General features: G+C 69.5%; 14 protein-coding genes and 1 pseudogene. 14 read left to right on the top strand and 1 reads right to left on the bottom strand.

What is annotated here, in order from left to right:
• Positions 1-7: 7 nt before the first annotated feature.
• From rimM to AB8M46_RS00650, 11 genes are all read left to right on the top strand, one after another.
• The gene (gene rimM, locus AB8M46_RS00700; RefSeq protein ID WP_037342315.1) at positions 8-520 is read left to right on the top strand and encodes a ribosome maturation factor RimM; all 513 of its coding nucleotides are present in this window, start codon (positions 8-10) and stop codon (positions 518-520) included.
• Positions 520-1,284: a tRNA (guanosine(37)-N1)-methyltransferase TrmD gene (gene trmD, locus AB8M46_RS00695; protein ID WP_037342316.1), complete on the top strand. Its 765-nt coding sequence runs from the start codon at positions 520-522 to the stop codon at positions 1,282-1,284. Before rimM ends, trmD begins: the two co-directional genes overlap by 1 nt.
• Positions 1,285-1,444: 160 nt before the next feature.
• Positions 1,445-1,813: a 50S ribosomal protein L19 gene (rplS, locus tag AB8M46_RS00690; protein ID WP_005154717.1), complete on the top strand. Its 369-nt coding sequence runs from the start codon at positions 1,445-1,447 to the stop codon at positions 1,811-1,813.
• Between the two features lie 31 nt (positions 1,814-1,844).
• Entirely contained in the window at positions 1,845-2,774 is a 930-nt protein-coding gene (gene lepB / locus AB8M46_RS00685; RefSeq protein ID WP_016336230.1) for a signal peptidase I, read from the top strand.
• A gap of 58 nt (positions 2,775-2,832) precedes the next feature.
• Positions 2,833-3,612, top strand: coding sequence for a ribonuclease HII (locus AB8M46_RS00680; RefSeq protein ID WP_007032893.1), 780 nt, complete (start codon positions 2,833-2,835; stop codon positions 3,610-3,612).
• On the top strand, positions 3,609-3,932 hold the full coding sequence (locus AB8M46_RS00675) for a DUF2469 domain-containing protein (RefSeq protein WP_003096226.1): 324 nt from the start codon (positions 3,609-3,611) through the stop codon (positions 3,930-3,932). The genes AB8M46_RS00680 and AB8M46_RS00675 overlap by 4 nt, the downstream gene beginning before the upstream one ends.
• A 242-nt stretch (positions 3,933-4,174) precedes the next feature.
• Entirely contained in the window at positions 4,175-4,561 is a 387-nt protein-coding gene (locus AB8M46_RS00670) for a YraN family protein (protein WP_125736664.1), read from the top strand.
• On the top strand, positions 4,562-6,073 hold the full coding sequence (locus tag AB8M46_RS00665; RefSeq protein ID WP_394359251.1) for a YifB family Mg chelatase-like AAA ATPase: 1,512 nt from the start codon (positions 4,562-4,564) through the stop codon (positions 6,071-6,073). It begins immediately after the preceding gene.
• The gene (gene dprA / locus AB8M46_RS00660; RefSeq protein WP_394359250.1) at positions 6,070-7,209 is read left to right on the top strand and encodes a DNA-processing protein DprA; all 1,140 of its coding nucleotides are present in this window, start codon (positions 6,070-6,072) and stop codon (positions 7,207-7,209) included. The genes AB8M46_RS00665 and dprA overlap by 4 nt, the downstream gene beginning before the upstream one ends.
• A gap of 105 nt (positions 7,210-7,314) precedes the next feature.
• Positions 7,315-8,310, top strand: coding sequence for a tyrosine recombinase XerC (locus AB8M46_RS00655; protein WP_052120857.1), 996 nt, complete (start codon positions 7,315-7,317; stop codon positions 8,308-8,310).
• Between the two features lie 107 nt (positions 8,311-8,417).
• Positions 8,418-9,266 carry a FliA/WhiG family RNA polymerase sigma factor gene (locus AB8M46_RS00650; RefSeq protein ID WP_152610992.1) on the top strand — a complete coding sequence of 283 codons (849 nt, stop codon included), beginning with the start codon at positions 8,418-8,420 and terminating at the stop codon, positions 9,264-9,266.
• 109 nt (positions 9,267-9,375) lie between these two features.
• Here the strand turns inward: AB8M46_RS00650 and AB8M46_RS00645 are convergent.
• Positions 9,376-9,983: pseudogene (locus tag AB8M46_RS00645) on the bottom strand (murein hydrolase activator EnvC family protein).
• Positions 9,984-10,365: 382 nt separating this feature from the next.
• Here AB8M46_RS00645 and rpsB point away from each other — a divergent pair.
• The 3 genes from rpsB (at position 10,366) to pyrH (ending at position 12,992) form a co-directional block, all read left to right on the top strand.
• Entirely contained in the window at positions 10,366-11,238 is an 873-nt protein-coding gene (gene rpsB / locus AB8M46_RS00640) for a 30S ribosomal protein S2 (protein ID WP_007032886.1), read from the top strand.
• A 92-nt stretch (positions 11,239-11,330) separates the two neighbouring features.
• Positions 11,331-12,155: a translation elongation factor Ts gene (gene tsf / locus AB8M46_RS00635; RefSeq protein WP_016336221.1), complete on the top strand. Its 825-nt coding sequence runs from the start codon at positions 11,331-11,333 to the stop codon at positions 12,153-12,155.
• A gap of 93 nt (positions 12,156-12,248) precedes the next feature.
• Positions 12,249-12,992: a UMP kinase gene (pyrH, locus tag AB8M46_RS00630; protein WP_005154669.1), complete on the top strand. Its 744-nt coding sequence runs from the start codon at positions 12,249-12,251 to the stop codon at positions 12,990-12,992.
• The last annotated feature ends 4 nt before the right edge of the window (positions 12,993-12,996 follow it).

The following is a 12,996-nucleotide window of genomic DNA, read 5'->3' as shown; positions in this document are numbered from 1 at the left end:
GAACGGGATGGACGTCGTAGTCGGCCGGATCGCCAAGGCGCACGGAATCCGCGGGGAACTCGCGGTGGACGTGCGCACGGACTCGCCGGAACAGCGGTTCGCGGTCGGTTCGGCCGTCACGACGAAGCTGCGTGACGGCAGCAGCAGAGACCTCACCATCGCAGCCGCCCGCGAACACAGCGGGCGGCTGCTGGTGCGTTTCGAAGAGGTGCTGACCAGGGACGTCGCGGAGACCCTCCGCGGCGCGCTGCTGATCGCCGACACCTCGACGCTGCCGCCGACCGAAGACCCCGACGAGTTCTACGACCACGAACTCGAAGGCCTGCGGGCCGAACTGGCCGACGGCACCGTCGTCGGCAAGGTGCTCGAAATCGTGCATTCGCCCGCCGGCGAACTGCTGTCGATCGAGCACGACGGACGCGAGGTGCTGGTGCCGTTCGTGAAGGCGATCGTCCCGGCCGTCGACGTCGCGGGCGGCCGCGTGGTCCTCGACCCGCCGGAAGGCCTGCTGGACGCCTGATGCGCCTCGACGTCGTCACGATCTTCCCCGAATACCTCGACCCGCTCCGCGCCGCGTTGCTCGGGCGCGCGATCGACCGCGGCCTCATCGAGGTCGGCGTCCACGACCTGCGGAACTGGACGCACGACGTCCACCGCGCCGTCGACGACGCCCCGTACGGCGGCGGGCCCGGCATGGTGATGAAACCGCAGGTCTGGGGCCCCGCCCTGGACGAGGTCTGCGGCGAGAACACCCGCCTCGTGGTCCCGACCCCCGCCGGACGGCCCTTCACCCAGGCCATGGCCCACCAGTACGCCGCCGAGGAACACCTGGTGTTCGCCTGCGGCCGCTACGAGGGCATCGACCAGCGGGTGATCGACGACGCCGCGCGGCGGATGCCCGTCGACGAGGTCTCTATCGGCGACTACGTGCTGGTCGGCGGCGAGGCGGCGGTGCTGGTGATGGTCGAGGCCGTCGTCCGGCTGCTGCCCGGGGTGCTCGGCAACTCCCGCTCCGCCGAGGAGGATTCGTTCTCCGACGGGCTGCTCGAAGGCCCCAGTTACACCCGGCCGGAGGTCTGGCGCGACCTGGCCGTACCCGACGTACTGCGTTCGGGAAACCACGCGCTGATCGACCGCTGGCGCCGCGACCAGGCGCTGGAACGCACCGTCCGGCGCAGGCCCGAACTGATCGGCCTGCTGCCGGAAGGTAGTCTCGACAAGCACGATCTCAAGGTCCTCGACCGATTGGACGAGGGCAGCGACCAGGCCGGGTCAACCGCCTGAGTCCTGGTCTGCAATACTTGACAGGTTGGCGTGAGTGGACGCGCGGCTTCGCAGCCGGCGCCGTACACCGGAACGCCATCAGCCCCCGGGTAGGTCGCAGTGCCCGACACTGCGCGCCCAAGCTGCACGTAAGCCATACGAAGACGAGGACGGACCACCGATGAACACCCTGGACGCGCTGGACGCGCAGTCACTGCGTTCCGACATCCCGGACTTCCGACCGGGCGACACGCTCAAGGTTCACGTCCGCGTCATCGAGGGCAACCGCGAGCGCAACCAGATCTTCCAGGGCGTCGTGCTGCGTCGCCAGGGCGGCGGCATCCGCGAGACCTTCACGGTCCGCAAGGTGTCGTTCGGCATCGGCGTGGAGCGCACCTTCCCGGTGCACTCGCCGAACATCGCCGAGGTCGAGGTCTTCAAGCGCGGTGACGTCCGCCGGGCGAAGCTGTACTACCTCCGCGAGCTGCGCGGCAAGGCCGCCAAGATCAAGGAACGCCGCGAAAACCGCGAGACGACCTCCGCCAAGTAGGTAGCCACTCGGTTACAGGTAACCTGGCGTCGTGGTCGAACCCGTGTCCCAGAACACCTCCGAAGACGAGCCCGATCGCCCCGAAGAGGAGCGCCCCACGCGGGCCTCCCGCCGGGGCCGATCCGGTTCCAAGAAATTCGGCAAGGTCAACAAGAAGCGGTCGTTCTGGAAGGAACTGCCGATCCTGATCGTCGTCGCGCTCGTGCTGACGATCTTGATCCAGCAGTTCCTCGCCAAGGTCTACATGATCCCCTCGGGGTCGATGGAGACCACTTTGCACGGCTGCTCGGGATGCACGGGCGACCGGATCCTGGTCGACCGGATCACGTACGACTTCACCGATCCCGCCCCCGGCGACGTGGTGGTCTTCAAGGGCCCGCCCGCCTGGGTCGGCGAGATCGACACGCCGGAGTCCAGCAACATCTTCGTCACCGGATTCCGCACGCTGGGTTCCCTGATCGGGTTCGCGCCGCCGGACGAGCGTGACTTCGTCAAGCGGATCATCGCGGTCGGCGGCCAGACGGTCCAGTGCTGCGACAACAACCGCGTCGTCGTCGACGGCAAGGCACTCGACGAGCCGTACGTCCACTGGGAAGAGGGCATGGCCCCCACCGAGCGGACGTTCGAGCCGGTCAAGGTGCCCGCCGGCTACGTCTGGGTGATGGGCGACAACCGCAACAACTCCAGCGACTCCCGTATCCAGGGTGGCGGTGGGGTCAACGGTGCCGTCCCGGTGGACAACATCATCGGCAAGGCACGGGTCATCGTGCTCCCGCCCGGCCGCTGGGGTGGCGTTTCGGACCACAACCCGCAGGCGAACGCTCAGCCGCTGGCGCTCGGCGCCCCGGCTTGGCAGCAGGGGCTCCCCTTGGGAGTCGGTATCGCCGCGGCGTGGCCCGTGCTCTTCCTCGGCAGGCGGATGTCGGCCGGAGTGCGCAAGGCGGTCGACCGGAGGCGGTAAGGCCTTGAGAGTTCCTGTACCGCTCACACCGGCCGAGCCGCTTCGGCCGCCGCGGGCAGTGGTGCGTGGCGACCTCTTCTGGGGTTTGCAGGGTGCGCTGGACCGGCGGGGCCTCGGGCCCGTCGCCGGAGTCGACGAGGCAGGGCGCGGTGCTTGCGCCGGCCCGCTCGTCGTGGCCGCCTGCGTCCTGCGTCCCGGAGACGCCGCCCGCCTGCCCGAGCTCACCGACTCGAAGGTGCTCACGGCGAAGGCGCGCGACCGGGTGTACGACCGGGTCGTCCAGCGTGCCGTCGACTACTCGGTCATCGTCATCCCGGCGGCCGAGGTCGACCTGTTCGGCATCCACGTCATGAACCTCGAAGGCATGCGGCGAGCCGTTTCGGCGCTTCGGAACACGCCCGGCTACGTCCTGACCGACGGATTCCGCGTCTCCGGGCTGCCCGCCCCGAGCGTCCCGGTGATCAAAGGGGACAAGGCCGTCGCGTGCGTGGCCGCGGCTTCCGTGCTGGCGAAGGTCACCAGGGACCGGATCATGGGCGACCTGCACGACGTCCATCCGCACTACGGTTTCGACGTGCACAAGGGGTACAGCACCACCGACCACAGCGCCGCGCTGAACACTCACGGTCCGAGTCCGGTCCATCGCTGGTCGTACGCCAACGTGGCCACCGCGGCCGCCGCGCACCGGGTGCGGCCGCCTCACCCGGTCGTGCTGACCGTCGCGGCACTGGAAAACCCGAGCGTGCCGATACGTGCCCTCGGCCCGTACGTGGGTAACAATGAACGCTCCGCCGCTGGAACAGCAGCAAAATCGCGAGGAGGGGCGCGGATTTCATGAGCGCAGAGGATCTCGAGAAGTACGAGACCGAGATGGAGCTCTCGCTTTACCGCGAGTATCGCGACATAGTCGGCCAGTTCTCGTACGTGGTGGAGACCGAGCGGCGGTTCTATCTGGCCAACGCCGTCGACGTGCAGGTGCGCGACGGCGGTGGCGAGGTGTACTTCGAGGTCCGCATGTCGGACGCCTGGGTCTGGGACATGTACCGGCCCGCCCGGTTCGTCAAGCACGTCCGGGTCATCACGTTCAAGGACGTCAACGTCGAGGAGCTCGACAAACCGGATCTCCGGCTGCCGGAAGACGGACCGTTCTCCGGCTGATCCCCTAAGTACGTGAAGGCCCCCTTCACGGCGCTGGCCGCCGTGAAGGGGGCCTTCACGTATCCATCCCGGGGCGCATAGCACAGCCCACCGACGATTCCGCCCGCCAAGCCCCCATGACGGCCGAACCATCCACAACACCCCGGTTGTCCACAGGTGCCGAAATCGGGTCTGTCCCCAACCCCCTCACCCTGGCAGCGTCGATCGCACACGCACTGTGACGATCGCTGAGGGGGATCGAGATGACGAGCATCGCCGAACAGCCGCCCGCCGGGGCGCCACGGATCGAACTGGGCCGCTGGGGTGAGGACCTCGCGGTCCGGCATCTGGAGAAGAGGGGCTATGTCGTCCTGAGCCGCAACTGGCGTTGTCGTGACGGCGAACTGGATCTCATCGCGACCGACAGGAAGCGCCTCGTCTTCTGTGAGGTGAAGACGAGGACGGGGCTGGGTTTCGGCACCCCGGCCGAGGCGGTGACCCCGGACAAGGCGGATCGCATCCGCCGTCTCGCGTACCAGTGGCAGCGCAAGTTCATGCTCCGCTGGGCTCCGGTCCGCTACGACATCATCGCGATCGTCGCCTCGCCCGACGCCCCGCCCAGGGTGCGGCATATCAAGGCGGCGTTCTGAATGGCGCTGGCGAAGGCCTGGTCGGTCGCGCTTCTCGGTGTCGAGGGCCGGATGATCGAGATCGAGGCCGATATCGGCGGCGGATCGCCGAAGGTGACGATGGTCGGCCTGCCCGATACGGGGCTGAAAGAGGCCAAGGACAGGGTCCGTTCCGCCGTGCGCAATTCCGGGCGGACCTGGCCGGACGAGAGGGTGATCCTCGGCTTGTCGCCGGCGAATCTCCCGAAGGTGGGGTCCGGCTACGACCTGGGGATCGCGGCGGCGGTCATGGCCGCCACCGGCGCGGTCCCCGCCACGAAGCTGCTGAACACCGTGCTGCTCGGTGAGCTCGCTCTCGACGGCCGGGTACGGGCGGTCCGCGGGGTCCTGCCGGGGCTGTTGGCGGCGCGCGATGCCGGGTACAGCCGGGCCGTCGTCCCCGCCGAGTCGCTGTTCGAAGCCGCTCTCGTGGACGGCGTGGAGGTCGGCGGGGTAGCGCGGCTGAGCGACTTCGTGGACTGGCTCAAGGGCGAAGGGGAGCTCACCCTCCCCGAACCGTCCGTCGTCCAGGCGCCACCACAGGTACCCGACCTCGCCGACGTCGTGGGGCAACCGGAAGCGCGATGGGCGCTGGAGGTGGCCGCGGCCGGTGGGCATCACCTGCTCATGACCGGCCCGCCCGGGGTGGGCAAGACGATGCTCGCGAAACGCCTGCCCGGTCTGCTTCCCCGATTGACCGCCGAAGAGTCGCTGCAGGTGACAGCGGTGCATTCGATCGACGGTTCGCTCTCCCGCGCCGAACCGCTGGTCACCGTGCCGCCGTTCGTCGCGCCGCATCATTCGATCAGCGTGCCCGCGCTGATCGGCGGCGGAAGCGGCCTGGCCGTGCCCGGCGCGATCAGCCGCGCGCACCGGGGGATCCTGTTCCTCGACGAGGTGTGTGAATTCGGCCCGGAGCGGCTGGAGTCGCTGCGCACGGTGCTCGAAGAGGGTGAAGTGCGGATCGCGAGAGTCAAGGGTGCCGTGCGGTACCCGGCGCGTTTCCAGCTGGTGCTGGCGACCAACCCCTGCCCTTGCGCCCCGGCGAAGGACGCCGACTGCACGTGCTCGGCGACCGTGCGAAGGCGCTACTTGGGCCGCCTGTCCGGGCCATTACTCGATCGGGTGGATCTGCGGGTTCGGCTGCGCCCGCTGTCCGCGCTCAGCGCGCATCTGAGCGAGCCGCCCGAGGCGTCGGCGGCCGTCCGCGAGCGGGTGCTGGAGGCACGCGAGCGCGCCGCGAAACGGTGGGCGGAGCAAGGCTGGCTCACGAACGCGGAAGTGCCCGGTCCCGCGCTGCGCCGAGAGTTCGCCCTGCCGTCGCAGGTCACGGCGCTGCTGGACCGCGCCTTGGAGCGGGGCGCGATCACCGCGCGCGGCGCCGACCGCTGCCTTCGCATCGCTTGGACGCTCGCCGATTTGAAGGGAGCCGACAAACCGGAGCCGGACGAGGTCGCGGCGGCGCTGAACTTCCGGGAGAGGTCATCCGGATGAGTGAACTCGAAGCCGAACGCCTCGCCCGGTCGTACCTCCTGCGCGTGGCCGAGCCCCCGGCACCCGCGTTGGCCGGTTTCGTGGGCGAATTCGGCCCTGTCGTCGCCGCGGAACGGGTGCTTCGCGCCGACTGCCCGCCGAAGGTGCGTGACGAAACGGCCGCCCGGCGAGCGCACGACTACGCCGAGCGGGATCTGGAGCGCGCCGCGGCCGACGACACCAGGCTCGTCATCCCCGAAGACGACGAATGGCCTGCCTGGCCGTTGCTTTCGCTGGCGGTGGCGCAGGGCAGGGGCGTTTCCGGCATGGCGCCTCCGCTGGCGTTATGGGTCCGCGGCCCGGTCAAGCTCGGCGAAGCGGTCGACCAGGCGATCGCGATCGTCGGCGCCCGCGCGGCGACCGGATACGGCGAGCACAACGCGGCCGAAGTGGGCTATCACCTCGCGAGCCGGGGGATCCCGGTGTTTTCGGGCGCGGCGTACGGCATCGACGGCGCGGCCCACCGGGGCGCGTTGAGCGCGGACGGGACGACGGTCGCCGTGCTCGGCTGTGGAGCCGACGTCGGGTACCCGGCGCAGCACGCGACCTTGTTGCGCAACATCGGAAAGGTCGGCGCGGTGGTCAGCGAGTACCCGCCGGGTACGACGCCCGCGAGGCATCGGTTCCTCGTCCGGAACAGGCTCATCGCGGCGCTCACCGAAGGGACCGTCGTGGTCGAGGCGGGCAGGCGCAGCGGCGCGCGGAACACCGCGACCACGGCCGGGGCCCTGGGCAAGGTCGTGATGGCCATGCCGGGGCCGGTCTCGTCCGGGATGTCCGCCGGCTGCCACGCGCTGATCCGCGAAGGCGAGGCAACGCTGGTGACCTCGGTCGACGAGATCCTCGAGACCGCCGGACGGTTCGGGGCGGAAGGGGCGGATCCGGCGAAACCTCGCCGCCGCACCGATCGGCTCGGTCCGGAGGCGCTGCGCGTGCACGACGCGCTGTCCACCCGGTCGGCTAGACCCGAGGAAAGGCTCGCGGCCGAGTCGGGCATCCCGGTCGAGCGCGTCCGCTCGCTGCTTCCCGAACTGGAACTCGACGGCTTCGCGGAAAGGAGTGACACAGGGTGGCGAAAACGGACCGCCAAGACCTGACTGGCCTACACCTGAGACGCCATCCCGGCACGATCCGACCACGGACACCGCAACAGGGTGCGGCGATACTTGACCATCCGCCGTACATCGCGCAGCGTGATCGGCATGCCGTCGACCGAAGGTCCCCACGGCACGGGGAAACGCGCCCGCAGACCCGATCTGCGCGCCGCCCGTGCCGCGCTGCCGGAGCCTGTCCGGAAGCTGATCGACGACTACGAGCGGCACCTCTCCCTGGAACGCGGACTGTCCGCGCACACCGTGCGTGCCTACCTCGGCGACATCGTGTCGCTGATGGGCTTCGTGGATGGCAACGGCGGCCGGTTCGAGGATCTCGACATCGGGACACTGCGCGGCTGGCTCGCCCGGCAACGCGAGGAAGGGGCCAGCCGGACGACGCTGGCGAGGCGTGCGGCGGCGGCCCGCACCTTCACCGCCTGGGCCCACCGAGGCGGAGCGCTCGCGTCGGATCCGGGTGGCCGCCTGGTGGCGCCACGCGCGCACCGCAAGCTTCCCGGCGTCCTCCGCGCGGAGCAGGCGAGTGACGTCATGCGCTTCTCAGCCGCCGGTGCCGAACAGCGCGACCCGGTGGCTTTGAGGGACAGTGCCATCGTGGAACTGCTCTACGCGACCGGCGTACGGGTCTCGGAACTGTGCGGGCTGGATGTGGGCGACGTCGACTTCTCCCGCCGGGTCGTGCTCGTGCTGGGCAAGGGTGGCAAGGAACGTGTCGTGCCGTTCGGCGTCCCCGCCGAAACGGCCTTGCGGGCATGGCTGGACGAGGGCAGGGGAAAGCTCGCCGTCGAAACGAAGGAGCCGGGGAAAGCGGCGCTCTTCCTGGGGGCGCGGGGCGGCAGGCTCGACCCGCGGACGGCCCGGCGGATCGTCCACGACGCCGTCGGTTCGGTGCCGGGCGCGAACGACATGGGGCCGCACGGCCTGAGGCATTCCGCGGCCACCCATCTGCTCGAAGGCGGCGCTGATCTTCGAAGCGTTCAGGAACTGCTTGGTCACGCTACGCTGGCTACAACGCAGCTCTACACTCATGTGACCGTCGATCGGCTGAAGGCGATCCACGACCGCGCGCACCCCCGGGCCCGATGATGCCGGGGAGAACTCGGCAGGTGACCCGGCGGCCCGGACCGGCGGCGCACGCGCATCCGCACGAGCACGGAGACCACGCTGAGTCGCATGCTGAGAACGGCGATCCGATGACCGCCGACCCACATGTCACCGAAGCCGCCGGGAAACATCGTCCCGGCGGGGACGGTCCTGCCGTCGCACCCGAAGCACGGTCCGGCTACGAAGTGGACGCCGGGATCCAGGCGCTGTGGCGGCAGTTCACCGAGTCGCCGGACCAGGTCGTGCGCGACCGGCTCGTGCTGCACTACGCCCCGCTCGTCAAGTACGTCGCCGGCCGGGTGGGCACCGGGCTGCCGACCCACGTCGACGTCGGTGACCTGATCCAGTCCGGGATCTTCGGCCTGGTCGACGCGATCGAGAAGTTCGAACCCGCCAGGGGCCTGCGGTTCGAGACCTACGCCATGCAGCGCATCCGCGGCGCGATCCTCGACGATCTCCGTTCCCAGGACTGGGTCCCCAGGGCGGTCCGCAGCAAGGCCCGCGAGGCCGAGCGCGCCCTGGAACGCCTCGGCGCCCGGCTGAACCGCACACCGACCGACGCCGAACTCGCGGCCGAGCTCGAGATCAGCGTCGACGATCTGCGCGAGTTCTACGGGCAGATGCAGCTGACCAGCGTCATCGCCCTGGAAGACCTCGTCGCCGCGGGCAAGGACAGCGGCTCGCTGGTCGACACCCTGCCCGACGACGGCGCCGTCGACCCGGTGGCCGTCCTGGTCGACCAGGACAACCGCCGCCAGCTGGCGCAGGCGATCGCGCAGCTCACCGAACGCGACCGGATCGTGGTCGGGCTCTACTACTTCGAGAGCCTGACGCTCGCCGAGATCGGCAAGGTCCTCGGCGTCACCGAGTCACGGGTCAGCCAGCTGCACACCCGCGCCGTCATGCGACTGCGCGCCAAACTGGTCGAGCAGGCCTAGCCCCGCTCGCCGCGGCGAGTTCCGCCTCCGATCACGGCACCTTGCGTTGTGCAGAAGGAGCACGTGGAGACACCGAGGCTCGGCTGCCGAGCCGTTCCGCAACGGTCACTCAATCTCCTTCCCACGGTTTGAGCCGGATCTCGGACGGCTCGCCGATCAACGCGAGCGGATCGACGTACTCCTCACCCCGCCGGACGCCGAAATGCAGGCACGCCGGCTCCGGGCAGCCGGGATGGCCCGCCGTGAGCGTCCCGAGCACCTGCCCCCGGTAGACCTGATCACCCGCGGTGACCGTCGGGGCGAGCGGTTGGTAGGTGGTGCGAAGCCCTCCGTCGTGGTCGATCGACACCACGCCGCGGCCCGCCACCTGCCCGGCGAACATCACCACTCCTTCGGCGGCCGCGAGCACGTTCGTGCCCGGTGCCGCGGCGAGGTCGACGCCTCGATGGCGCCGGGCCCGTACGGCGTCGAGGGCGGCTCGAAGTACCTGGTGACGCTCGGTACCGGCGAGACGGGCCAGGAGAGGCGCCCTTGCGGGGAGGGCGCGCCTCTGGCCGTTCCCGGCATCGCCGCCGACGCGAAGATCGCGAGCACTGTCGCGAGGATCGCGAGGCGCGGAAGCCGCCGAGGGCGCCCAGGGCGGCGGTGCCTCCCGCCGGTGCGGTCGAGAGCGAAGGAGTGCCTGGTGACAGGGCGGGAACAGGTCGTCATGGTCATGTGTTCCAGGCTGGGGGACCGGCGTGGCGGGCGGGGCGCGCCGGGGGAATCTGTGGATAACCGAGGCGGTTGTGGACAACCCCTTTCATCAGGGGCTGCCGGTGCGGTACCCGGTGGCGACAGGGAGTAGACTCTTTTGCGCGGTCCGCGGCAGCGGACTGACTTCGCGTGCACGTGCGCGCTCCCGATGGCCGATCTCCTCACGGAGGGTCAGGACAGACGGGGGCACACGGCCCGGCGGTCCTTGAGGTCACTTCGCCACAGGGTCCGGGCCCGAGCATCGGCACCAGGGCGATCGGCCACCCGGCCGAGAGCGACGAACCGAGCAAGCGCGTTCCGGCGGAGCCGGGCGCGCACGACACAGAAGAGGTTGATTCCGGCAATGGCCGTCGTCACCATGAAGCAGCTGCTCGACAGCGGCGTGCACTTCGGGCACCAGACCCGTCGGTGGAACCCGAAGATGAAGCGCTACATCTTCACCGAGCGCAACGGCATCTACATCATCGACCTGCAGCAGACGCTGACGTACATCGACCGTGCGTACGAGTTCATCAAGGAAACCGTCGCGCACGGCGGCACCATCATGTTCGTCGGCACGAAGAAGCAGGCTCAGGAAGCCATCGCCTCCGAGGCCTCGCGCGTGGGCATGCCCTACGTGAACCAGCGCTGGCTCGGCGGCATGCTGACCAACTTCCAGACGGTGCACAAGCGTCTCCTCCGCCTGAAGGAGCTCGAGTCGCAGGAGCAGACCGGTGGTTTCGCCGGCCTGACCAAGCGCGAAATCCTCACGCTCACCCGTGAGAAGGACAAGCTCGAGAAGACCCTCGGCGGTATCCGCGACATGGCCAAGGTGCCGAGCATCGTGTGGATCGTCGACACGAAGAAGGAGCACATCGCCGTCGGCGAGGCTCGCAAGCTGAACATCCCGGTCGTCGCGATCCTGGACACCAACTGCGACCCGGACGAGGTCGACTACCCGATCCCGGGTAACGACGACGCGATCCGTTCGGCCGCGCTGCTGACCAAGGTCGTGGCCGAGGCCGCCGCCGCCGGTCTGATGGCCCGCTCCAGCCGCAACGGTTCCTCCGCCGACGCCAAGCCCGAGGCGGGCGTCGCCACGGACGAGCCGCTGGCCGAGTGGGAGAAGGAGCTGCTCGCCGGCTCCGAGACCGCCGCCGCGGACGCCAAGGAAGCCGCCGCCGCGACCGACGCGCCGACCGAGGCCCCGGCCGAGCAGGCCACCGCCTCCTCCTGATCCACCAGCTCGTGGGGCCGCCTCCGGGCGGCCCCACGAGTGAATTCCCCAAAAGACTTTCTCGTACCTGAAAAAGGACGGACACACCCACGATGGCGAACTACACCGCCGCAGACGTGAAGCGTCTCCGGGAGCTGACCGGCTCCGGCATGATGAACTGCAAGAAGGCGCTGGAGGAGAACGACGGCGACTTCGACAAGGCCGTCGAGTTCCTGCGCATCAAGGGCGCCAAGGACGTCGGCAAGCGCGCCGAGCGCGCCACCGCCGAGGGCCTCGTCGCCGGTGACGGCGGCGTGCTGATCGAGCTCGACTCCGAGACCGACTTCGTCGCGAAGAACGAGGACTTCCAGGCCCTCGCCGCGAAGATCGTCGAGGTCGCGAAGGCCGAGAAGACCAGCGACGTCGAGAAGCTGAAGGCCGCCTCGCTCGACGGCAAGACCGTCGAGGAGCAGGTCCAGGAGCTGGCCGCCCGCATCGGTGAGAAGCTCGAGCTGCGCCGTGTCGCCGCTTACGAGGGCACCACCACCACGTACCTGCACCGTCGCGGTGCCGACCTCCCGCCCGCCGTCGGCGTGCTCATCGAGTACACCGGTGAGGGCGAGGAGGCCGCCGAGGCCGCTCGTGGCGCCGCCATGCAGGTCGCCGCGCTCAAGGCGAAGTACCTCACCCGTGACGAGGTCCCGGCCGAGGTCGTCGAGAACGAGCGTCGCGTCGCCGAGGCGACCGCCCGCGAAGAGGGCAAGCCGGAGCAGGCCATGCCCAAGATCATCGAGGGCAAGGTCAACGCCTACTACAAGGACAACGTCCTGCTCGAGCAGCCGTCGGTCAAGGACAACAAGAAGACCGTCAAGGCCCTTCTCGACGAGGCCGGCGTGACCGTGAGCCGGTTCGCCCGGTTCGAGGTCGGCCAGGCCTGATCCAGGCGCGGAACACAAGAACCACCACTGTGCCCCGTCTCCGTCCATCGGGGACGGGGCACAGTCGGGTTTCAGAGCATTAGGGAGGGCGACATGGGTGTCCGGGTCGAAGGCGGATACCGGCGGGTGCTGCTGAAACTGGGCGGCGAGATGTTCGGCGGCGGTTCCATCGGGGTTGATCCGGATGTGGTGCACTCGGTCGCCCAGCAGATCGCCGACGTCGCGCGGACGGGCGTGCAGATCGCCGTCGTGATCGGCGGTGGCAACTACTTCCGCGGCGCGGAACTGTCGCAGCGCGGCATGGACCGCGACCGCGCGGACTACATGGCGATGCTCGGCACCGTCATGAACTGCCTGGCATTGCAGGACTTCCTGGAGAAGGAGGGCCTGCCCACCCGGGTGCAGACCGCCATCACCATGGGGCAGGTCGCCGAGCCGTACATCCCGCGCCGCGCCGAGCGTCACCTGGAGAAGGGCCGCGTCGTCATCTTCGGCGCCGGAGTCGGCATGCCGTACTTCTCGACGGACACCGCCGCCGCGCAGCGCGCGCTCGAACTCGGCTGCGAAGCCGTCTTGATGGCGAAGGCCGTCGACGGCGTCTACACCGCGGACCCGAAGAGCGACCCGACCGCCGAGATGTTCCACGAGATCAGCCACCGCGAGGTGCTGGAACGGGACCTCAAGGTCGCCGACGCCACCGCGTTCAGCCTGTGCATGGACAACAACATGCCGATCATCGTGTTCAATCTCCTCACCGAGGGGAACATCGCCCGCGCGGTGAGCGGTGAAAGGATCGGCACCCTGGTCGACACCCCCGCCGACGGGGTGCCCGCGTAGTCCT

This window comes from Amycolatopsis sp. SB7-3, from assembly GCF_041021335.1.
Classification (GTDB): domain Bacteria; phylum Actinomycetota; class Actinomycetes; order Mycobacteriales; family Pseudonocardiaceae; genus Amycolatopsis; species Amycolatopsis japonica.
This window is presented reverse-complemented; position numbering and strand designations above follow the sequence as displayed.